This is a genomic window from Glycomyces sp. NPDC021274 (assembly GCF_040641195.1).
Classification (GTDB): domain Bacteria; phylum Actinomycetota; class Actinomycetes; order Mycobacteriales; family Micromonosporaceae; genus Glycomyces.
In genome coordinates, this window is record NZ_JBFADC010000002.1 from 449030 (window position 1) to 471454 (window position 22425).

Annotated in this window: 17 protein-coding genes; 12 read left to right on the top strand and 5 right to left on the bottom strand. The window is 70.3% G+C overall.

Annotated features, from left to right (window positions below):
* The first annotated feature begins 16 nt into the window (after positions 1-16).
* Together AB0I03_RS06005 and AB0I03_RS06010 are read left to right on the top strand one after the other, a co-directional pair.
* Positions 17-1018 carry a phosphotransferase gene (locus AB0I03_RS06005; RefSeq protein WP_360407139.1) on the top strand — a complete coding sequence of 334 codons (1002 nt, stop codon included), beginning with the start codon at positions 17-19 and terminating at the stop codon, positions 1016-1018.
* Positions 1019-1080: 62 nt separating this feature from the next.
* The gene (locus AB0I03_RS06010) at positions 1081-1584 is read left to right on the top strand and encodes an HIT family protein (protein ID WP_360407142.1); all 504 of its coding nucleotides are present in this window, start codon (positions 1081-1083) and stop codon (positions 1582-1584) included.
* Positions 1585-1664: 80 nt separating this feature from the next.
* Here AB0I03_RS06010 and AB0I03_RS06015 read toward each other — a convergent pair whose 3' ends face one another.
* Entirely contained in the window at positions 1665-3182 is a 1518-nt protein-coding gene (locus AB0I03_RS06015) for a protein kinase (RefSeq protein WP_360407145.1), read from the bottom strand.
* 296 nt (positions 3183-3478) lie between these two features.
* Here AB0I03_RS06015 and AB0I03_RS06020 point away from each other — a divergent pair, with 296 nt between their 5' ends.
* Positions 3479-5488 (top strand): glycosyl hydrolase, encoded by a 2010-nt coding sequence (locus AB0I03_RS06020; protein ID WP_360407148.1) that lies wholly within the window; start codon positions 3479-3481, stop codon positions 5486-5488.
* On the opposite strand, the gene AB0I03_RS06025 is transcribed toward AB0I03_RS06020, so the two are convergent.
* Entirely contained in the window at positions 5461-6750 is a 1290-nt protein-coding gene (locus AB0I03_RS06025) for an ROK family protein (RefSeq protein ID WP_360407151.1), read from the bottom strand. The genes AB0I03_RS06020 and AB0I03_RS06025 overlap by 28 nt on opposite strands.
* A 100-nt stretch (positions 6751-6850) precedes the next feature.
* Between AB0I03_RS06025 and AB0I03_RS06030 the strand changes: the two genes are divergently transcribed.
* The 4 genes from AB0I03_RS06030 to AB0I03_RS06045 all read left to right on the top strand — a co-directional run bounded on the left by AB0I03_RS06030 (position 6851) and on the right by AB0I03_RS06045 (position 12216).
* Positions 6851-8527, top strand: coding sequence for a glycoside hydrolase family 13 protein (locus AB0I03_RS06030; protein ID WP_360407154.1), 1677 nt, complete (start codon positions 6851-6853; stop codon positions 8525-8527).
* Between the two features lie 206 nt (positions 8528-8733).
* A complete protein-coding gene (locus tag AB0I03_RS06035; RefSeq protein ID WP_360407157.1) occupies positions 8734-9966 on the top strand; it encodes an alpha-hydroxy acid oxidase in 1233 nt (410 codons plus the stop codon).
* Positions 9967-10028: 62 nt separating this feature from the next.
* Positions 10029-10823, top strand: coding sequence for an SDR family oxidoreductase (locus AB0I03_RS06040; RefSeq protein ID WP_360408110.1), 795 nt, complete (start codon positions 10029-10031; stop codon positions 10821-10823).
* Positions 10824-11190: 367 nt separating this feature from the next.
* Entirely contained in the window at positions 11191-12216 is a 1026-nt protein-coding gene (locus AB0I03_RS06045; RefSeq protein WP_360407160.1) for a LacI family DNA-binding transcriptional regulator, read from the top strand.
* A 4-nt stretch (positions 12217-12220) separates the two neighbouring features.
* Here AB0I03_RS06045 and AB0I03_RS06050 read toward each other — a convergent pair whose 3' ends face one another.
* Complete coding sequence (locus AB0I03_RS06050; RefSeq protein ID WP_360407163.1) at positions 12221-13114, bottom strand: LysR family transcriptional regulator; 894 nt, start codon at positions 13112-13114, stop codon at positions 12221-12223.
* 101 nt (positions 13115-13215) lie between these two features.
* On the opposite strand from AB0I03_RS06050, the gene kdgD reads away from it, so the two are divergent.
* The 5 genes from kdgD to AB0I03_RS06075 are packed head-to-tail and all read left to right on the top strand — an operon-like array spanning position 13216 to position 18582.
* The gene (gene kdgD / locus AB0I03_RS06055; protein ID WP_360407166.1) at positions 13216-14133 is read left to right on the top strand and encodes a 5-dehydro-4-deoxyglucarate dehydratase; all 918 of its coding nucleotides are present in this window, start codon (positions 13216-13218) and stop codon (positions 14131-14133) included.
* 59 nt (positions 14134-14192) lie between these two features.
* Entirely contained in the window at positions 14193-15491 is a 1299-nt protein-coding gene (locus AB0I03_RS06060; RefSeq protein ID WP_360407169.1) for an enolase C-terminal domain-like protein, read from the top strand.
* 35 nt (positions 15492-15526) lie between these two features.
* Positions 15527-16528 carry a tripartite tricarboxylate transporter substrate binding protein gene (locus tag AB0I03_RS06065; protein WP_360407172.1) on the top strand — a complete coding sequence of 334 codons (1002 nt, stop codon included), beginning with the start codon at positions 15527-15529 and terminating at the stop codon, positions 16526-16528.
* Positions 16529-16539: 11 nt separating this feature from the next.
* The gene (locus AB0I03_RS06070; RefSeq protein ID WP_360407175.1) at positions 16540-17040 is read left to right on the top strand and encodes a tripartite tricarboxylate transporter TctB family protein; all 501 of its coding nucleotides are present in this window, start codon (positions 16540-16542) and stop codon (positions 17038-17040) included.
* A 24-nt stretch (positions 17041-17064) separates the two neighbouring features.
* Positions 17065-18582: a tripartite tricarboxylate transporter permease gene (locus tag AB0I03_RS06075; RefSeq protein ID WP_360407178.1), complete on the top strand. Its 1518-nt coding sequence runs from the start codon at positions 17065-17067 to the stop codon at positions 18580-18582.
* Positions 18583-18682: 100 nt separating this feature from the next.
* Here the strand turns inward: AB0I03_RS06075 and AB0I03_RS06080 are convergent, their stop codons facing one another.
* Entirely contained in the window at positions 18683-21088 is a 2406-nt protein-coding gene (locus AB0I03_RS06080) for a tetratricopeptide repeat protein (RefSeq protein WP_360407181.1), read from the bottom strand.
* 88 nt (positions 21089-21176) lie between these two features.
* Positions 21177-22409, bottom strand: coding sequence for a glycosyltransferase family 4 protein (locus AB0I03_RS06085; RefSeq protein ID WP_360407184.1), 1233 nt, complete (start codon positions 22407-22409; stop codon positions 21177-21179).
* Positions 22410-22425 lie beyond the last annotated feature (16 nt).

Here is a 22425-nt window from a genome sequence, read left to right on the forward strand (position 1 = left end):
GCGAGACTGGCTCGCGATGATGCCATTGAATGAGATCGACCGTCTGAAGCAGACCGTCACCGAAGCCTGGACCAGTCCGATCGCCGACGAGGTCGCCGCCGCATGGGGGTACGAGCCCGGGACCGCGAGGTGGTGGCGCTCCAGCGCCTCGCACGTGTTCGTGCTGCCCGACCCGGGTGGCAAGCGGTACCTGCGGTTCGTGCCGGAGACCTACACGGGCCCCGAATCCGTGGAGGCCGTGGCGACGCTCATGGACCGCCTCGCCGAGGCGGGCACACCGGTCGTCCGGCCCGTACGGGCGGACTCCGGAGCGCTCACGGTCACCGTGCCGACCGCGCATGGACCGATGCGCGCCATGGTGGTGGAAGCCGCGCCGGGCGAAGAAGTGGACGCCGATGAACTCACCGCGGACCAGACCCATGCGTGGGGCCGCGCGCTCGCGGTGGTGCATCGCGATGCCGCCGGCCTCGATGCCGCTCTGCCGCAGGCATTCAGCGAGCTGGCGGAGGTGCCGGAGCGATTCGCCGACGACACCGACCTCGTGAAAGCCGCTGCACGCCTGGGCGAGCGAGTCGCCGCGCTGCCCCGCGACCGGGCCGGGTTCGGGACCGTCCACGGCGACTTCGAGCTGGACAACCTCGCGTGGGACGGCGACCAGGCGACGGCCTTCGACTTCGACGAGGCCGCGCTCTCCTGGTACGCCGCCGATGTCGCCTACGCCCTGCGGGACCTGACCGGGCCCGACGGCCGCATCATGGAGGAGCGGAAGGCCCTGGTCGAGGCGTTCATCGCGGGATACCGCAGCGTTCGCGCCGTCGAAGAGGACGAGCTCGCGAGCCTACGGCTGTTCGCAGGCGTACACGCCGTCTGCTCGCTGGTCCGGATCACGCGAGCCCTCGGCACGCCGGGCAACGACGAGCCCGAATGGCTGGCAGAGCTCCGATCAAACCTCGAGGCCATGGCCCGAGAACACCGCGCCCTCGCGATCGCAGTTGCGGCATCGACCGAAGTCACGTAAGCAGTTCGTGGGTGCGTTCGTTCGGACGCATTCGTTTCATCCGGCGAGTGCGAGGTTACGTGATGGATGATCGCGGGATAGCGAAGGTGCCGTTCGACGTAGCGACGTACGTCAGGAACATGCAGGGCGGGCGGTGCTTCATCTGTGCGCTTGTAGCAGGCGAGCCCGAAGCCTTTCACGAAGTCGTGTACGAAGACGACGACCACATCGCGTTCCTCAATAGGTACCCGACCCTCGAGGGTTACGTGTTGGTCTGCCCCAAGCGGCACCTCGAAGATGTCATCCGTGACTTCAGCGAAGAAGCGTACCTGGCGCTCCAGGCCTTGGTTCGGCAGATTGGGGTGGGACTGCAGGCGGTGCTGCCGGTCGAGCGGATCTACGTGCTGTCGCTGGGAAGCCTGCAGGGGAACGCGCATGTCCACTGGCACGTGGCGCCCCTGCCGCCAGATGTCCCCTACGCGCAGCAGCAGTACCACGCGCTCATGGGAGAGAACGGCGTCATCGACCAGAGCCCGGCCGCCAAGGCCGAACTGGCGCGGCGTCTTCGAGAGGAACTCCAGAACTGAACGTACCTATCAGAACCGACCACGCCGGTCCGTTATCGCAGTGGGCGGGCAAACCGGCCGCTAGCGGGGCCTCTCGCCGCTTAGCAGTTGCCATCGGCGAATTCGAGGTAGGTCAGCGTGATCGGGGTGTCGTAGTCGGTGGGAGCGCCCGGGTCCGGGTCCTGGTAGACGACGCTGCATTCGGTCTGGCCGTTGTCCGGGTCGGTCGACTCGGTGGCGAAGGCGACGTTGGTCCAACCCTCCGATCGCAGGTGGTCCCGGGCCTCGGTGTACCACTCGCCCCTCACGTCCGGGAGGTTCGGGGGGCTGCCGTCGATCATGCCGGGATCATCCTCAGTGGCGTCCTCGGTCGGTTCGTTTCCCGCACCGCCGTCTCCTCCTCCGGTCGCCTCTTCGCCACCGCCTTCGTCAGCTTTGCTCGTCGTCTCCTCCAGGTCGGTCGCGACGGCGCTGGTGGTCTCCGTAGCGGACGGCTCCGGGGTCGCGGAGGCGGCGATCGCCGGCGCGCCTTCACTTGAGGCCGATGGGCCTGCGGCGGCGAGGGTGCCTCGTTCGCCGCCGCCGCCGTCACCGGCTTCGCTGAGCCAGGGCGAGAGCATCAGGGCCGCGACTGCGGCCACGATGGCGACCGCGGCCGTGGGGAGGACGACCAGGAGCCGCTTGCGCATGGAAGGGCGGCGCGGGAGGACCGGGGCGGGGAAGGGTTGCGGACCGGTCGTGCTCGGCATCGCTGGGGCCGGTGCGAAGAGCGCGGGGTCGGCATGCGGCTCTTCGGGGTTCGCGGCGGCATGCAGACTCGCCTCAGCGAAGGCCGCCGCGGTGGGCCAGCGGCTCTCAGGGCCCTTGGCGAGGGCTTGGAAGACCACGGCGGCGGGCGCGGGCGGCACCGTCTCGGAGAACTGGGGCGGGGGCTGGTTCAGGTGTCCGTTGAGGATGGTCCCGGCCGTCTCGCCGGTGAACGGCGGCGTCCCGGCGAGGCATTCGTAGGCGACCGCCCCGAGCGAGTACACGTCGGTGGCCGCGGTGAGCTCATGGCCTTCGAGCTGCTCGGGCGAAGCGTAGAGGAGGGTGCCGAGCAGCAGGCCCGTCTCGGTGATGGCGGTGCGCCCCGCCGAAAGGGCGATGCCGAAGTCCACCAGGACCGCGCGCCCCCGCTCGTCGATGATGATGTTGGCGGGCTTCACATCCCGGTGGATGATTCCGGCGTCGTGCGCGGCCTGCAGGGCCTCGGCGACCTGGGCGCACAACCGCATGGCCTCGGCCGGATCCATCGGGCCGCCGAGGAGCACTTCGGTCAACGAGCGGCCCTCGATCAGTTCCATCACGAGGTAGGAGAGGATCGCGCCGCTGTCGTCGGCCGTCTCGCCGTAGTCGTGGAGGGCGGCGATGCCCTTGTGGTGCAAGGAGGCCACGGCTTGCGCCTCGTGCTCGAAGCGGACGCGGGCGTTCTCGTCCCGCTCGAAGCCGGACTTGAGGATCTTCACGGCCACGGCCCGCTTGAGGCGGGTGTCGTACCCGCGCCAGACCGTGCCCATCCCCCCGGAGGCGATCGTCGCGTCGAGTCGGTAGCGGTCGGCGATCAGCGATCCGGGTTCCACGGCTGCACCTCGCAACGGGGTCAGGGGTGGGCAGGGGTCAATGCCCAACCATCCTAGGTGATCTCGGCCCCTGCGGCAGCGCGCGCGACCGTCCGCGTCCGTCCCGGACAGCGCGCGCGGGCCCGGGCCGAACCGGTCAAGCGGCGAGGCGATAGCGCCGCACCCGTTGACATCGATGAATCGCTATGGATATCCTGTGGTCGGCTTAACCGATTCAGTATTTGAAACCCCAGGTCATAGCCGCTCACCGGATCCAACCCCTCCCGCGAGGGCCTTACGTTCCAAAGGAGACGCAAGTGCCTATCTCCGCATTCCGCGCGCCCCGGCGCGCCGTGATCACCCTCGGCGCCGCCACCGCGGCAGCAGTCGCCGCGTCCGCCGGCATGCCGCTGGCCGCCGGCGCCGAGACGAACCGGCGGCAGCGCGTCAAGCTCGTCGACGACTGCGCGACGCCGCAGACGCGTGCGCTCTTCCAGTACATGCTCGACCAGCAGGGCCAGGGCATCCTGTTCGGCCACGAGCACACCCTCACCGACGGGTTCACCTTCGACACCTTCACCGAGACCACCTCGGACGTGCAGGCCACCACGGGCGACTACCCGGCCGTGTTCGGCTGGGACACGCTGATCCTCAACGGGTTCCAGAAACCGGGCGTATACGGCGGCACCGTTGAGGAGAACATCGAGGCCATGAGCTGGGCCTTCGAGAAGTCGGACGCGCTCGGCGGGATCAATGTGCTGAGCGCGCACCTGTACAACTTCGTCACGGGCGGGGACTTCTGGGACACCACGGGCCGCGTCGTCAGCCAGATCCTCCCCGGCGGGCCGAAGCACGCGGACTTCAACGAGTTCCTGGACCGGATCGCGGCTTCGGTGAAGGGCGCCAAGCGGCCCGACGGCACGCTGATCCCGATCGTGTTCCGGCCGTTCCACGAGAACACGGGCGGCTGGTTCTGGTGGGGCGCAGGGCACTGCACCTCCGCGGAGTTCATCGAGATCTTCCGGTACACCGTGGAGTACCTGCGGGACACCAAGAAGGTGCACAACCTGCTGTACTCGTACTCGCCGAACTCGAGCTTCGGCGGCGACCCCACGAATTACATGAAGACGTACCCGGGCGACGAGTTCGTGGACGTCCTCGGCTACGACGCGTACGACAACTCGGCGGGCTCGCCGGAGTGGCTGGCGGGCACCATGAAGGACCTGGCGATGGTCGTGGGCCTCGCCGAGGAGCGCGGGAAGGTGCCGGCGTTCACCGAGTTCGGGGAGTCCGGGGACGAGGGCCGGAACCTCGACTGGTTCACCGATCTCCTCGGGGCGCTGAAGGCCGACCCGGCCGCGAGCCGGGTGTCGCACATGCTGACCTGGGCGAACTTCGGCGGGAACAACCGCGCGTACGTGCCGTTCCCGGGGCACGCGATGGAGCCGGACTTCGTGGAGTTCTACGAGGACCCGTACTCGCTCTTCGCCTCCGATCTCGACGGGGTCTACGACGCGCGCACCTACGCGGTGCCCGCTGCGCCGTTCCTGCACCTGGTGACGCCCACCGACCGCCAGCGCGTGACGACGGCCGAGACGACGATCCGGATGCGCCTGACCTCCGCGACCTCGCGGAAGGCCACCTACTCGATCAACGGCGGCACGCCGGTGGCGCTGACGCGGGACTCGGCGGGGTTCTACTCGGGGAAGTGGTCGATCGATCCGTCCTGGTTGGACAACCGGACGGTCACGGTCAAGGTGAGCGCCAAGGTGAACGGCCGCATGATGACGGACTCGGCGCTGGTGTTCCTCGGCGAGGTGGAGCCGCTCCCGGTGGGGTGGATCGACGACTTCGAGGGGTACGCCGGGGACGACCTGACGCTGAGCGAGGCGTACAGCCACGTCAACGCCAACACGACCACGCTCACGGCGGACCACAAGGCCTCGGGCGCTTACGGTCTCGCGTACTCGTACGACTTCGCGAACGCCGGGTACACGGGCATCGGGAAGTCGGTGGGCCAGGACTGGACGGCGTTCAGCGCGTTGAAGCTGTGGCTCAAGGGCGACGGCTCCACGAACGGCATGACGATCCAGGTGGTGTCGAAGGGCGCGTACTTCGAGTACAACACGGGCCTGTCGAACACGTCCGGTGCGGAGGTCAACGCGCCGTTCGCCGACTTCCGGCCCGCGCCTTGGGACACCGGGCACGCGGACGCCCGACTGGACGCGGAGCACTTGGCGGCGGTGTCGGCGTTCAACCTGTACCTGGGTTACGGCGGGACGACGGCGGCGGGCACGGTCTATGTGGACGACATCCGTGCGGAGTGAGTGAGGGTCCCTGGGGCCGGAGGGCGACCTCCGGTCCCAGGGGGATCGGCCGGGGCGAGCGGTTCGAGGACGATCGCGTCGGTCCTCACGATCTCCAGGGCGCGGGTGACCGCGCCGAGGCTCACCACGCCGCCGCCGAGCGGCGAGGCGACGAGGTCCGGCGCGGGCGGGTGGGTGAGGCCTTCGAGCACGGCGGCGGTGCGCGGCAGGACCGGGGCGAGGGAGTCGGCGACCGCGCCGGAGAAGATGATGCGCTCGACGTCGAGCAGGCCGCCGAGGACCGCGCAGACGCGGGCGAGGCGCTCGGCCATGCGGTCCAGGAGCGCGAGCGCCGCCGGGTCACCGGCCGCGGCGGCCTCGAAGACGAGTTCAGCGCTGAGGTTCGGCCTGGGGGCCTCCATGATCGGACTCGAAGTGTCCACTGTGCCCGATGAGCGCAGTGCCAGGGCCCAGTCGCGCAGGAGCGCCCCGATGCCCTCGGTCGAGCCGACGCCCTCGACGAGGTTGAGGAGCCGCAGTTCGCCTGCGGCACCGCGCTTCCCGCGCACGAGGTGGCCGTCGACCACATAGCCGGCGCCGAAGCGCTCGCCCGACATGAGGACGATGTAGGAGGAGGCGCCGACGCCCGCGCCGAGGGCGCCTTCCGCGAGGGCGGCCAGGTTGGCGTCGTTCTCGACCTCGGTGAGCAGGCCTCGCGCGCGGAAGTGGGCGGCGTACCCCGGGTTCATGCGGCGCCAGTACTCGTATTCGCCGTCGGGCGACTCGCCGTCGCGGTCGGTGGGGGCGGGCACGCCGACGGTGACGCACATGACCGAGGCCTTCGGGACGCCGGAGAGCGCGATCGCCTGGTCGATGGTCGCATCGGCGGCCTTGACGCGCTCGGGCCCGCCGAGGCCGTCGGGGTCGATCTCGGTGTAGGTGCGCGCGAGGACGTTGCCGCGCAGATCGGCGACGGTCGCCGTGATGCAGTGCTGGCCGGCGTCGACGCCGACGACCGCTCCGGCGCTCGCACGCAGCTCGTAGCGGCGGGCGGGGCGGCCCTTGCGGTACTCCTCCCCCGCGGCGCGGGCGTTCGGGAGCTCCGCGAACCAGCCTCGTTCGACCAGGTCGTCGCACAGCGCGATCACGGTCGAACGGGTCAGCCCCGTCGCGGCGATGGCGTCGCTGGCGGTGAAGGCGGTCCTACCCCAGGCGTACTCGAGCACGGCGGCCGCGTTCGCGCGGCGCAGTGAGAATGCGTACTTCTCGTCTTCTCGGGGCACGTCTCTTGACACCTCGGCTTTCCTGGCCCAGTATGGCGGGAGCCATTTGATTTGAGAACTAGATTTAATCAGGATATCAACAGTTGAAAGGCTCACGTCCATGACCGAGCTGCTCACGAGCACCGCCGACACGACCGCACCCGCACGCCTCGACGCCGACTGGTGGCGCCAGGCCGTCGTCTACCAGATCTACCCGCGCAGTTTCGCCGACGCGAACGGCGACGGCCTCGGCGACCTCCCCGGCATCACCTCCCGGGTCGACTACCTCGCGCGGCTCGGGGTCGACGCCGTGTGGCTCAGCCCGTTCTACCCCTCCGAGCTGGCCGACGGCGGCTACGACGTCGCCGACTACCGCGACGTCGACCCGCGCCTGGGCACCCTCGCCGACTTCGACGAGATGATCGGCGCCCTGCACGCCGCGGGCATCAAGCTCATCGTCGACATCGTCCCCAACCACTCCTCCGACATGCACGAGTGGTTCCGGCAGGCGCTGGCCTCGCCGAAGGGCTCCCCCGAACGCGACCGGTACGTCTTCCGCGACGGCCTCGGCCCCCACGGCGAGCGGCCGCCCGCCGACTGGGTCTGCATGTTCGGCGGCCCGGCCTGGGAGCCCGTGGGCGACGGCCAGTGGTACCTCCACCTGTTCGCCCCCGAGCAGCCGGACTTCAACTGGCGCAACGAGGACGTGCGCGAGGACTTCCTCAAGACCCTGCGGTTCTGGTCCGACCGGGGCGTGGACGGCTTCCGCGTCGACGTCGCGCACGCCCTCGCCAAGCACCTCCCCGAGGACCTGCCCTCCGAGGCCGAGCTCGCGGCGATGGACCGGGCCACCGGCACCCACCTGCTGTGGGACCGGGATGAAGTGCACGACATCTACGCCGGCTGGCGCGAGGTCTTCAACGAGTACGACCCGCCGCGCATCGCCGTTGCCGAGGCCTGGGTCGACCCGCCCGCGCGCCGCGCCCGCTACGCCAGCGCCGAAGGGCTGGGCCAGGCGTTCAACTTCGACCTGCTCGAAGCCGACTTCGACGCCGATGCGTTCCGCCGCATCATCGTCGACAACCTCGAGCAGGCCGCCGCGTCCGGTTCCTCCACGACCTGGGTGTTCTCCAACCACGACGTGGTGCGCCACGCGACCCGGTACGGCCTGCCGCCCAACGGGGACCGGCCGCGCCACTACAACCGCAAGTGGCTCCTCTCGGGCGGCACCGACCCGGTGCTGGACGAGGCCGCCGGGCTGCGCCGCGCGCGGGCCGCGACGCTGCTCATGCTCGCGCTGCCGGGCAGCGCGTACCTCTACCAGGGGGAAGAGCTCGGACTGGGCGAGGTCGCCGATATCCCGGACGAGGAGCGGCAGGACCCCACGTTCTTCCGCAGCCCTGGCGTGGACGTGGGCCGCGACGGCTGCCGGGTGCCGATCCCGTGGACCGAGCAGGGCAAGTCGTACGGGTTCGGCAGCGACGGAGCCCATCTGCCGCAACCGGAGTGGTTCGGCCCGGTCTCGGTCGAGGCGCAGTCGGACGACCCGGACTCGACCCTCAACCTGTACCGCGACGCCCTGGCACTGCGCCGCCGGCTCCAGACCGACGAATCGCTGACGTGGGTCGACTCGGGACCGCAGGTGCTGCACCTGCGCCGGGCCAACGGTTGGGAGGCCGTGGCGAACTTCGGCACGACCGCCGTGCCGCTGCCCGCCGGCGAGGTGCTGACCGCCAGCGGCCCGCTCAACGGCGAGCTGCCGCCGGAGACCACGGTCTGGCTGCGCAGCGGCGAGTGAGCCCGGTCCTGCCTCCGGTGCGCAGTCGGCGCATCGGAGGCGGGGTTTTTACGGCGGGAGTTCCGAGGTTCGCTCTGGTGCGGGAGCGTCGAGTGGGATAAGCTCCGTGTTTGAAACGATTCAAACCGTAGTTCGGGTCGCGGCGGTGCCGAGCGGCCGCCTCCCGGGCTGCAGGACGCCCCGTCCCCCTCCCGATAGGCCCGCACATGACGCAGCGACAACTCCCCCGTCCCAAGGACCTCCTGCCGTTGGTGAAGTTCAAGAAGCCGGACTTCAACGCGAAGCGGCGGCGCCTGCGCGCCGCGCTCACGATCGAGGACCTGCGCCGGATCGCCAAGAAGCGCACCCCGCGGGCCGCGTTCGACTACACCGAGGGCGCGGCCGAGGCCGAACTCTCGCTGGCCCGCGCGCGGCAGGCGTTCAAGGACATCGAGTTCCACCCCGCGATCCTGCGCGACGTCTCGAAGCTCGACACCGGCTGGGACGTGCTCGGCCGCCGCTCGGAGCTGCCGTTCGGCATCGCGCCCACCGGGTTCACGCGGATGATGCACACCGAGGGCGAGCGGGCCGGGGCCGGAGCGGCGGCCGCCGCGGGCATCCCGTTCGCGCTGTCCACGATGGGCACCACCCCGATCGAGGACGTGGCCGAAGCCGGCGGCCCGAACGGCCGCAACTGGTTCCAGCTCTACATGTGGAAGGACCGCGACCGCTCGATGGCGCTCGTCGACCGCGCCGCGGCGGCCGGGTTCGACACCCTCTTGGTCACAGTGGACGTCCCAGTGGCCGGGGCGCGGCTGCGCGACAAGCGCAACGGCTTCGCCATCCCGCCCGAACTCACGGTGAAGACCGTGTTCGACATGGCGAAGCACCCGAACTGGTGGTTCGACATGCTCACCACCGAACCGCTCGCGTTCGCCTCCCTGAGCCGCTGGTCGGGCACCGTGGCCGAGCTGCTGAACACCATGTTCGACCCCACGGTGGACTACGAGGACCTGGCGTGGATCAAGGAGCAGTGGCCCGGGAAGCTCGTGGTCAAGGGCGTCCAGACCGTCGCCGACGCGAAGCGCTTGGCGGACATGGGTGTCGACGGCATCACGCTCTCCAACCACGGCGGCCGCCAGCTCGACCGCGCCCCGATCCCGTTCCACCTGCTGCCCGAGGTCGTGCGCGAAGTCGGCCGCGACACCGAGGTGCACGTGGACACGGGCATCATGTCGGGGGCGGACATCGTCGCCTCGATTGCGCTGGGCGCGCGGTTCACCATGATCGGCCGGGCCTACCTGTACGGCCTCATGGCGGGCGGGCGCGACGGGGTGGACCGCACGATCGCGATCCTCAAGGAGGAGGTCGAGCGCACGATGAAGCTCCTCGGCGTGGCGAGCCTGGAGGAACTGGAACCGGGGCACGTGACCCAGCTCCAGCGGCTCATCCCCCGCTAGGCGAGTACGGGCGGCCGCGAACCGGCGCGGCCCCGTCGTACCGGCGCTACGGTGGCTCCATGATCTCGATCGACCTCGAAGGCAGGACCGCGCTCGTCACCGGCTCCACCCAGGGCATCGGCGAGGCCATCGCCGCGAAACTCGCCCTCGGCGGGGCGCGCGTGGGCATCAACGGCCGCAAGCCCGAGACCGTGGACGCCGCCGTGGCCCGCGTCAACGAGGCCACCTACACCGACCGCTGCTTCGCCGCCCCCGGCGACATCGCCACCGAGGACGGCGCAGCAGCGCTCGCCGAGGGCCTGCCCGCAGTCGACATCCTCGTCAACAACCTAGGGATCTTCGGGGCCGAACCGGCGCTGGAGATCGCCGATGACGAGTGGCGGCGCTACTTCGAGGTGAACGTGCTCTCCGCGGTGCGCCTGATCCGGACGTACCTGCCCGACATGAGCAAGCAGGGCTGGGGCCGCGTCCTCAACATCGCCAGCGACTCCGCCATAGTCGTCCCCGAGGAGATGATCCACTACGGCACCACCAAGACCGCGCTCCTCGCCGTCTCCCGCGGCTTCGCCAAGGCCGCGGCCGGCACCGGAGTCACCGTCAACTCCGTGATCGCCGGGCCCACGCACACCGGCGGCGTGGAGGAGTTCGTCTACCAGCTCGTCGACAAGGACCTGCCGTGGGAAAAGGCGCAACGCGAGTTCATGCGCCTGCACCGGCCCCAGTCGCTCCTGCGCCGCCTCATCGACCCCGAGGAGATCGCGAACCTGGTGGCGTACTTGAGCTCTCCGCTCGCGTCCGCGACCACGGGCGCGGCCGTGCGGGTCGACGGCGGGTACGTCGACTCGATCGTCCCGTGACCGCCGGACCGCCTGCGATACGGTGACCTGAGCCGACACCCCCGCATCTGAGGACTCCCATGGCCGCCGCAGCATGGCTCCGCGAGAACCGACACTCCAAGCACCTCTTCGTCGACGCGAAGATCCGCGACGTCGAAGCGAAGCTCGCCCGCTTCCGCAAGGACGTCGGGACGTAGCAGGAGCAGCGGGAACGCCGTGTTCGACACCGTTCGTCAATCGATTGCCATCGCCGAAATCGCGGAACCCTCGCCTCCGCAAAAGGGGCGGGCCTCGGGTATGCTCAGTGAGCCCTGCCGCGGCTCGCGGCTGCGTGGCACCAAACGATTGCCGGATGACAACCCCCGGCAACAAGCGCGAAAGGGGAGGCATGGAGCAGTCCGACGCCGCCACCCGTCCCCGCAACGGCGAGCGCAAAGCGCCCCCGACGATCTACGACATCGCGCGGCTGACCGGGGTGAGCCCCTCGACGGTGTCGCGCGCGCTCAACAAGCCCGGCCGCCTCAACGCGCAGACCGAGCGGCGCATCCGCGACGCCGCCGCAGAACTCGGCTACCGGATCAACCCCATGGCGCGGGCGCTGCCGACCGGCAAGACCGGCACGCTCGGCCTGCTCGTCTCGGACATCACGAACCCGGTGTACTTCGACCTGGTGCGCGCCGCCGAACGGGTGGCCTCCGAGACCGGCATGACCATCGTCTTCGCCGACTCGCAGGAGTCCCCCGAACTCGAACGGGCCACCGCCGAGCGGCTGCAGACCTCAGTGGACGGACTGCTCCTCGTGGGCTCGCGCCTGGAGGACCACCAGATCCAGGAGCTCTCCTCGGTGAAGCCCCTCGTGGTCGTCAACCGCCTCGTCGAAGGCATCCCGGCCGTCATCCCCGATGTGCGGCCGGGGATCACGACGGCGCTGGAGCGGTTGCGCGAGGCCGGGCACCGCCGCATCGCCTACCTCGCCGGGCCCGAGGCCTCGTGGATGAACGGGCAGCGCTGGCAGCACGCGTTCGAGATCGCAGTGCAATGGGACATGTCCATCGTGGAGATCAAATCGAACGCGCCGACCCGCGAGGGCGGGGCCGAGGCGTTCGGGCGGGTGAAGGCCGCCGACGTGAGCGCGGTGCTCGCGTACAACGACCTCGTCGCGCTCGGGCTGCTGCGCGAATGCCGGGACCACGGCCTGGACGTGCCGGGCCGGTTGAGCATCGTCGGCTTCGACGACATCTTCGGGGCCGACCTGCCGACGCCGGCGCTGACCACGATCCGGATGCCGCTGGCGGCCCTCGGTGAGCTCGGGATCAGGCGGCTGCTGACCGAGATCGACGGCGGCTCCTCCCAGAACGACGCGGCGCTGCCGACCGCGTTCGTGGACCGCGAGTCGATCGGGCCGGCAGCCTAGGCGCTCAGACGCGGCGCAGGAGCGCGTCGAGCGCGGGGTTGCCGTGGCGGTGGCGCCACACGGCGTGGAGTTCGACCGTGTCCGGCGGCAGGTCCGCGATGTCGAGGAAGACCAGGTTCGAGAGGTTGAGCGCGCTGGCCGAGGAGGGCACGAGCGCGACCCCGAGCCCGGCGTCGACCACTGACAGGACCGTGTGGACCTGGCTGATGTGCTGCACGTACCGGGGCTTCAAGTGCGCCTGCTGGAACGCGGCGACCACGAGCTCGTAGAAGTACCAGGCCTCCGACGGCGAGTAGGTGACGACGTCGTGCTCGGCAATGTCCTCCATTGTGGGCGTTCGATCCAGGCGCGTGAGGACGTGGTCGCGCGGGGCGGCGAGGATGAGCGAGTCCCGTGCCACGAGCCGGGAGTCGAGCAGGTCCGAGCGCGGCACCTGGCGCACGAGCCCGACCTCGATCTCCCCCGCGAGGAGGGCGTCGAGCTGCGCGTGGGTGACCATCTCGCTGAGAACGAGGTCGACGCCGGGCAGTTCCTCGGCGGCCACACTGATCCATCGCCCGAGGACGGTGAGGGCCGAGACCGCGGTGAAGCCGATGCGGATGGTCCCCGCGGTGCCCGCGGCGACGCGGCGGGCTCGCAGCGGCGCGGTGTCCGCCGAGGACAGCAGCCTGCGGGCCTCCTCCAGGAAGATGCGCCCGGCCGGGGTGAGCTCGGCCCCGCGCTGCGTGCGCAGGAAGAGCTCGAAGCCGACGGCGCGTTCGAGGCGCTGGACCTGGCGGCTCAGCGGCGGCTGCGTCATGCGCAGCCGCTCTGCGGCCCTGCCGAAATGGGACTCCTCGGCGACGGCCACGAATCCGCGGAGTTGGTCGAGTGTGTAACCCACGTCGCCTGTAGCCATACCGTGAAGGTATCAGTCGATATCGAATGAGTGTTGGACCGGTATAAGCGGCGGAGGTTACGGTACGGGCCTCAGCCCCCCGGAACAGGAGACTGCCGCATATGTCGCGATACACCCCCGCAGAGATCCAGCGTGCGCTGGGCGAGGGGCTCTTGTCCTTCCCCGTGACCCACTTCGGGAAGGACCTCTCCTTCGACGAGGACGGGTACCGGAAGCACCTGGGGCACTTGGCGTCCTTCCCTGCGGCGGGCCTGTTCGCAGCGGGCGGCACGGGCGAGTTCTTCTCGCTCACCCCCGACGAGGTCGGCCGGGTCGTGCGCGTCGCCGCCGACGAGGCCGCCGGCGCCGTCCCGATCATCGCCCCGGCCGGCCAGGGCACCGCCCAGGCGGTCGCCTTCGCCCGCGACGCCGAGGCCGCCGGAGCCGACGCGGTGCTGCTGTTCCCGCCGTACCTCACCGAGGCCGGGCAGGACGGCCTCGTCGCCCATGTGCGCGCGGTGTGCGAGGCGACCGCGCTCGGCGTCATCGTCTACCACCGGTCGAACGCCGAGTACAGCGTCGGCACCATCGAGCGGCTCGCGGCCGAATGCCCGAACCTCGTGGGGTTCAAGGACGGCGTGGGCGACATCGAGTTCATGACCCGCCTGTACGCGACCCTCGGCGAGCGGCTGCTGTACATCGGCGGCCTGCCCACGGCCGAGACCTTCGCGCTCCCCTACCTCCAGCTCGGCGTGACCACCTACTCCTCCGCGATCTTCAACTTCGTCCCCGAGTTCGCGCTCGCGTTCTACGACGCGGTGCGCGCCGGGGACCGCCCCGAGGTGTACCGGCGGCTCCGCGAATTCGTACTGCCCTATCTGGACATCCGCAACGCCGGCAAGGGCTATGCGGTGTCGATCGTCAAGGCGGGCATGACGGCCGTGGGCCGCCCGGCCGGGCCCGTGCGCCCGCCGCTCACCGACCTGGCCGAGCACGAACTGGCCGCCCTATCCGCGCTGATCGAGCAGTCCGCCTCATGACGCGACTCGAACCGGCCGCTGGCCCAGCGGAACAGGCGACCACCCCCAGAGTGACCGCGATGCGCGTCGTGCCCGTGGCCGGGCAGGACTCGATGCTGCTCAACCTCTCCGGCGCGCACGCGCCGTACTTCACGCGGAACCTCGTGATCCTCACCGACGAGTCCGGGAACACCGGCGTCGGCGAAGTGCCCGGCGGCGAGGCCATCGCGCAGACCCTCCGCGACGCCGCCGACCTGGTGGTGGGCTCCGGGATCGGCGCGTACCGCATGGTGCTCGAGGCCGTGCGCCACCGCTTCGCGGACCGGGACGCGGCCGGGCGGGGCCGACAGACCTTCGACCAGCGCGTCACCGTGCACGTCAGGACCGCACTCGAAGCCGCCCTGCTCGACCTGCTCGGCAAACACCTCGGCGTGCCGGTCGCCGCCCTGATCGGGGACGGGCCGCAGCGCACCAGCGTGCCGGTCCTGGGGTACCTGTTCTTCATCGGGGACCGGGGCCGCACGGACCTGCCGTACCGCGACGGGTCCGGTGCGGACGACGCCTGGACGCGGCTTCGCGACGAGGAGGCGATGACCCCTGAAGCCGTTGTGGCCCTTGCGGAAGCAGCAGAGGCCCGGTACGGGTTCCGGGACTTCAAGCTCAAGGGCGGGGTGCTGCCGGGGCCGGAGGAGGCCAAGGCCGTCACGGCGCTGGCCGAGCGGTTCCCGGACGCGCGGATCACCTTGGACCCCAACGGGGCCTGGTCACTGAAGGAAGCGATCGAACTGTGCCGGGGACTGGACGGCGTGCTGGCGTACGCCGAGGACCCTTGTGGAGCGGAGCACGGCTATTCCGGCCGCGAAGTGCTCGCTGAATTCAAGCGCGCCACCGGTATGCGCACGGCGACGAACATGATCGCGTGCGATTGGCGGGAATTCGCGCATGCGGTGCGCTCGAGCGCCGTCGACATTCCATTGGCCGACCCGCACTTCTGGACGATGGCCGGCTCGGTGCGCGTCGCGCAGGCCTGCGAGGCCTTCGGCCTGACGTGGGGCTCCCACTCCAACAACCACTTCGACGTGTCGCTGGCGATGTTCACGCACGTCGCCGCCGCCGCGCCCGGCGAGATCACCGCCATCGACACGCACTGGATCTGGCAGGACGGCCAGCGCCTCACGGTCGATCCGCCGCGCATCGAAGACGGTGCCGTCGCAGTGCCCACCGCGCCCGGTCTCGGCATCGAACTCGATGCGGCGCAAGTAGAAGCAGCTCACGAGCAGTATTCGAGAAATGCTCTGGGCGCGCGCGATGACGCGACCGCTATGCAATACCTTGTCCCCGGATGGATGTTCAACCCGAAACGCCCCGCACTGGGGTGAATTCGTGGCTATTCGATCACTAAGAGGAGCAGACAATGCAACACCCCTTCCCCCGACGCGGACTGCTCGCCGGTCTCGCCGCAGTGCCGCCCCTCGCCGCGCTGTCGGCCTGCCAGGTGCAGGGCGGCGCTGACGAGGCGAACACGGACTTCCCGACCCGTGCAGTCGACTTCTGGGTGCCCTTCGACGCCGGCGGCTCCGGCGACCTGATCAGCCGCGCGGTCGCCAAGGCCGCCGAGGAGCCCCTTGGCGAGTCCCTGCCCGTCACGAACAAGCCCGGTGCCAACGGCGCCGTCGGGCTCAAGGAACTCCTGGCGGGCAAGGCGGACGGCTACACGATCGCCCTGGCCGTCAAGTCGCTGTTCGCCATCGGCCCGCTCATCGTCGACGACCCGGACGCGGTCGTCATCGAGGACCTGCGCATCATCACCACGTTGACCAATGAGGGCTACGTGCTCGTGGTGCACGCCGACTCGCCGTACCAGACCCTGGCCGACCTGCTCGCGGCCGACCAGGTGAACTTCGGGACCACGGGTGTGGGCACCGGCTCGCAGCTCTCGGCCGGACTGCTGTTCGGTCTCGCCCAGGTCCAGGCGACCGACGTCCCGTTCGACGGCGGCGGCCCCACGGTCACCGCACTGCTGGGCCAGGACATCGACGCCGCGTCGCTGTCCCTCGCCGAGACCATGCCGCACATCGAGGCCGGTGACATGCGGCCGCTGTGCGTGTTCTCCGAGGAGCGCAGCGTCTACCTCAACGACGTGCCGACCGCGCTGGAGTCGGGTCACGACATCCTCGTCGACCAGCGCCGGTTCATCGTCGTCCCGGCCGATACCCCGGACGAGGTCGTGGGCGTGCTGACCCTCGCGTTCGAGGAGGCCCGCGAGGGCTCCGAGTACGGCCAGTTCCTGCAGGACAACTACATGGAGCGCTGGGAGGTCGACGGCATGGAGGCGGAACTGCACCTGGCCGAGGCCACCCAGCAGTTCGCCGACCAGATCGCCGCGTCCGGCGTCGAACTCGGCAGCGCGGAATGAGCGAGGCGGTCATGGCCGATGCCGAAACCGAAGCGGCCCAGGGCGAGCAGCCTGAGGAGCCGCGTGCGGGCGGTCGCGTGCAGGCGGTGGTGGCGGGGGCGATCCCCGTGCTGCTCGGCGCCGTCGCGGCCTGGTTGAGCTTCGGACTGAACATCGGGAGCCTCACCGAACCCGGGCCGGGGCTCTGGCCGCTGATCGTGGCCGGCCTGCTCGTGGCCTCCGGGATCGGGATCATCGCCGTGACCGCCAAGACCCGCAGAGACACCGAGGCGTTCACGCGCGGGACCGTGGCGGTGCTCGCCGCCGCGGGCGGCCTGGCCGTGTACGCCTCGCTGTACGAGATCGTGGGCTTCGAGGTGCCGACGGTGCTCCTGCTGTTCGCGTGGCTGCGGTTCCTCAGCCGGGAGTCGTGGCTCATGAGCGCGATCCTGGCGGTCGCCGTCACCGCGGTCGCCTACGTCCTGTTCATCATCGGGCTCAACGTGCCGCTACCGCACCTCATCGCCTTCTAGTCCGTCCCCTCTGGAGTATCGACCGTGGACTTCTCCTCCGTGCTCTCCGGGTTCGCGGTGGCGTTCGAGTGGCAGAACATCCTCTTCTGCCTGCTCGGCGTCACCGTCGGGATGCTGATCGGCGTGCTGCCGGGCCTCGGCCCGGCCGCGACGATCGCGATCCTGCTGCCCATCACCTACAACCTGGAACCGACGGCGGCCGTCATCATGCTCGCCGGGATCTTCTACGGCGCGCAGTACGGCGGCACCATCACCTCGGTGCTGCTCAAGCTCCCCGGCGAAGCCTCCACAGTGGTCACGGCGCTCGACGGGCACGCGCTCGCGCGGCGCGGCGAGGCCGGACCCGCGCTTGGGATCGCCGCGATCGCCTCCTTCATCGGCGGCACCGCTTCGATCATCCTGCTCTCGTTCATCGCCCCGGCCCTGGCCGGCGTCGCGCTGGCGTTCGGCCCAGCCGAGTACACGATCCTGGCGCTGATCGGGATCTTCCTGGTCGGCACGCTCGGGAACGGGTCGGTCATCAAGAGCGCCGCCGCTGCGGCGGCGGGGCTCCTGCTCGCGACGGTGGGGCTCGACCCGCTGCTGGGCACGCCGCGGTTCACGTTCGGCACCGACCAGCTCGCCGACGGCATCGACTTCACCATCGTCGCCATGGGGCTCTTCGGGGTCGGCGAGATCCTGTACAACCTCGAGCACCGGAACCGGCCGCAGGCGGCGGTCCCGTCGTTCGGGCGGGCGATCCCCGGCCGCCTGCACTGGCTCAAGTCGCGCCTGGCGATCCTGCGGGGTTCGGTCACCGGGTTCGTCCTCGGCATCCTGCCCGGCGGCGGGGCGACCATGGCCTCGCTCGTGGCGTACGCCGTGGAGAAGCGCACCGCGAAGGACCCGTCCCGGTTCGGCAAGGGCGCCATCGAAGGCGTCGCCGGCCCGGAGTCGGCGAACAACGCGGCCGCGACCTCGTCGTTCATCCCGCTGCTGACGCTGGGCATCCCGGCGAACGCGACCATGGCGGTGCTGTTCGGGGCGCTCATGCTCCAGGGCATCACGCCGGGCCCGGGGCTCATGAGCGACCACCCGGACGTGTTCTGGGGCGTCGTGAACTCGATGTACCTGGGCAACCTGCTGCTGCTGATCCTGAGCATCCCGCTCATCGGGCTGTTCGTGCGGATGCTGAAGGTGCGCCCGGGGATCCTGGCGCCGATCACCGTGGTCATCACCATGATCGGCACCTACTCGATCCGCAACAACGCCTTCGACATGCTGCTCGTGATCGGCCTGGGCCTCCTCGGCTACGGGATGCGCAAGCTCGGGTTCGAGCCGGGGCCGTTCGTGCTCGCGTTCGTGCTCGGCTCGCTCCTGGAGGCCTCGTTCCGCCGCTCCATGCGCATCTTCGGCGGCGACGTGACCGAGTTCGTGCAGCAGCCCGTCTCCGGCACGCTCGTGGCGATCCTGGTCCTGACGGTCGTCGTCGTACCGCTCCTGCGCCGCGTCCGCACCCGTCAGACGGCGAACGCTGAAGAAGAAGGCGTCAGAGCGGACTAACGTCCGCACAGCGGGGGCCGGGGCGCATGCGCCCCGACCCCTGGTGCATTTGGCGCTCTCGTCCGCTGCTCCAGTGCCGAGTGCGACGGGCGCTCCTCGCTCAGCGCATCGCTGCACGCGCGGCCCAGAACTCGAGGTCCGCACGCGTCGCCGCCGCCTTCGGATGGTCAGGGCCCAGTACACGGCTTCGATCTGCAAGCAGCCCCTTCAAGGTCGAGACAGCCGCGTCCGGATCGCCCGCCTCACCTTGGAACCGCCCCAGGTTGTGGCGGGTCTCGAACGTGTGGGGATGGTCCGACCCGAGCACACTGGACTGCTCAGGAAGCAGATCGGCAAGGGTGTCCCTCGCCCGGGCGGCGTCGCCGGACTCACCGCACCAGCAGGCGAGACTGGCCCACGCCCGCAGCGCCCGCGGGTGCGAAGCGCCGTGGATGTCGATGAGTTCGGGGATCAACGCCTCGAGCATCGCAATGGCCTCGGACCGCCTACCCGATCGGCCCGTCCAAGTGGCCAAGTGGTACCTCGCATTGAGCGTGTCCGGGTGGCGCGCGCCGAAGACGGCCGCCCGATCAGCACGGAGCCGCTCATATGCCGCGACCGCACCGGCGATGTCACCGGTCCGTCCCTGCCAGCGGGCGATACTCGACCGGACGGCCAGTGTCGCGGGATCATTCGGGCCGAGCCGAAGAACATGCTCCTCGAGCAGGGCGCCGAGCACGTCCACCACATAGGTCGCGTCCCCGGCCCGGCCCCGCCAGCGCGCCAAGCTGAATCGCGCCTCAAGAAGCCCAGGGTGGTCGGGTCCCAGCGCCCGCTCCTGCTCCTCGATGATCCCCTCCAGTGCCCGTGCGGCACCTGCGTCGTCCCCGCACTCGCCTTGCCGCTTCGCGAGATCGACGCGGACGGCGAAGGTCAGCGGGTGTGCAGGGCCGAGCACTTCGATGCATTCCGCCGCCAGGGCTTCAAGGGCGGCGAATGCACCGACGACGTCCCCGGTCGCCTGCCGCCAATGTGCGATCCGCGACCGCACGCGCAGGGCTTCGGGGTGGTCGGCTCCGCACTCGGCGCGTGCGGCGGCATGGAGCCGCTCGAAGTAGGCCAGCGCCTCCGCGGTCCGTCCGTGGTTGCCGAGGCTCTCGCCGGACCTGAACAGCAACTCGTGCACACCGCCGCGCAGCAGCGACGGTCCTGCAGCGCGCCAGAGGTAGGCGACGTTCGACCGGAACACGGCGCTGAGCGGCGAGTGCCGCTCCGGTTCGGGCCAGCCCTCGACCAGCGCGGCCGCCGCGGTCGTCGCGACCGAGTCGACGTCGCTGATCTCGTCGAAGACCGCACGCTGGACCAGCGCGTGCATCCGCATCAATCGGCCGTCATGCTCGACCAGGCTCATCTGCCGGAGCCGGCCCAGCACGCGGTGCAGGGCTCGATCGTCGCCAGGATCGCCGACGCCGGATGCGGAGGAACCTGTGACGGTCTTCAGCAACGCCGCCGCCGTACCGCCCGTCAGGAGGGCAACGGGAATGCCGTTGGGGTCGAGGAGACTCATCAGCTGCAGGAGTGCGGAGGCCGCCCCGACCGGCTGCACCGCATCGACGCGCTCGATGGAAAGGGACCATGCCGCCGCGGTCGCCCGGACGTGGCCGTCCGGCAGCGACTCCGGGCGCAGCTGGGCGAGCGCGATCGAGCGGTCGGCGAGCAGGCGACGGTAGTCCTCGCAGGTCATGCCCGGCTGGTCGAGGATGTAGGCCGCGGCCTGAGCGAGCGCCAGCGGAAGGAATCCGAGGTCCGCGACCAGCCTTCGTGCGCCGTACATGCACTGCGAGGCGTCTCCGAGACGTCGGCGAAGGAACGCCAGGCCCTCGGATTCGGTGAACAGGTCCGCCGCGAGGCGTGCGCGGCCAGCGCCGTCGAGGGCCGCGTCGCGCCGGCGGGTCGTCACCAGCGCGCGGCCGTCCGGATTGGACGGAGGCCAAAGGCCGTTGAGGTGGGCCGGATCGGTCAAGTCGTCCAGGACCAGCAGCCAGCGGCGTCCGGTGGGCCGGTCGAGCCAGGACAGGAACCGCGCCGCGCTCGACTCGATGTCGTCCGGGTTCGCATCGCAGATCTCGACTGCGGCCTGCGCGTACGTCGCGATGACGGCGTCGCGGGAGGCGGCGTTCACCCAGACCAGCAGTTCGATGTCGCCACTGCGCCATCGGTCGTGCGCATAGGCCGCGGCGGCCTGGGTCTTGCCGGCGCCGCCCATGCCGTGCAGGATCAGACAGGTCGCGCCGGCGTGGAACGGGGAGGAGGCGAGCCGCTCGTCAAGGGCTCGGGACTGACGCGCGGCGGCGAGATCGGGGATCGCGCCGATACGGATCGGCCACTGGCGCGTCTCGGTGGCATCGCTTGCAGCTAAACGGAATTCGCGGACGTGTCCGATCTGGACGACGTTGCGGACTCGGTCGTGGAACTCGTTGGCGGGCGCGGAGGCGGCGCGGTCGTGCTGGGCTCCATAGGGATGCATGGGGAAGACCTCCGAATGGCGTCGACCCTCCCATCCTACTGTCCCAGTGCAGTCCTTCGCTCACGCTCAGAAGTGCCGCCCCGCCTCCTCAGAGACCGAGCACCTGCTCTGCGGCGTCCTTCCAGGTCCATCGTGCGGCGAGCGCCCGCCGCAGCTCATCGGCCCGACGGAACGCCGCCGCCCGGTCGTCGAGCACGGCGGCGATCCGGTAGCCCCAGCGTTCGACGTCCTCGTCCAGACGCCGCGTCACCGGCACGACTGGGCCGACGGCCTGCACTGAGCCGACCTTCTCCACGAGCGGGCTGAGACCGCAGCGATCGCTGATGAGCACGGGCGTCCCGGCGACGATCGCCTCATGGGCGACGAGCCCGAAGGCCTCTGCACGGGAGGTCACGAGTGCCAGGCTCGCCCTCGTCAGCTCCTGGTCCAGCGTCACCCGGTCAGTGGTGAAGCACCGAGGAGTCACCCGGAGGTCGATGTCCCCCGCCAGATCCAGGATCCGGTCGCGCAAGGCGGCGCTCTCGCCCGGAGGCGCGCCTCGGACCAGCAACTCGACCTCGGGACGCCGCGCCCCGCCCCGCAGGCTCACCGCACGGCCCAGCGCTCTCGCGGCGATGTCGACGCCCTTGATGTCGAAGTCTTCGAGTCGGCCCATGAGGAGGATCTGCACCGGCTCGCCCGGCGGCGGCGTCCGCGGCCGGAACGGCTCGGAGTCGAACCCGGGAACCAGCAATGCCGGTTCAGGGACACCGGGGTGCACCGACAGCTCGCGGCGCAGGAGCCCGTGCAGCCGCGGCCCGACTGCGACGGTGCGGTAGGCGCCTGCGGCGAGCGCCAACTCCAGACGGGTCCGGTCCTCCGCCCGGACACCCGCGTCGTCCGCGCGGTCCGGGCGGTACCACTCCATTTCGTCCGGAGCGATGTGGACGAACTGCAGCCGCTTGGCGCTTGGGAAGAAGTCCTCGGCGAGACACATCGCCTCAGGGCCCGTGAACCGGCTGTGGCCGCCGATGAGATCGGGAACCCACCCCGGAGCCAGCGGCGGCATGCGCACCATGGCCTGGCGGGGCAGCCCTCCGAGCACCGATCGGGCCTCGACCAGGACGACGCCATGCGCCGCCGCATGAGCACGCTCGTCGGGCGACGCGCTCGGCATCAGGCACACCACCGACGCACCCGCTGCGGCGAGAGCGACGCACAGCGAGCGGTTGAGCGTGGCCAGGCCACCGTTTCCAGAGTTCCACTCCTGGGCCACCATGAGGACCGAGGCCGAACGGCCCTGGTGTGTCGGGCCCGCGCAGTGCGTCGTAGGTGCGTTCATGGATCCCAGCCTCGCC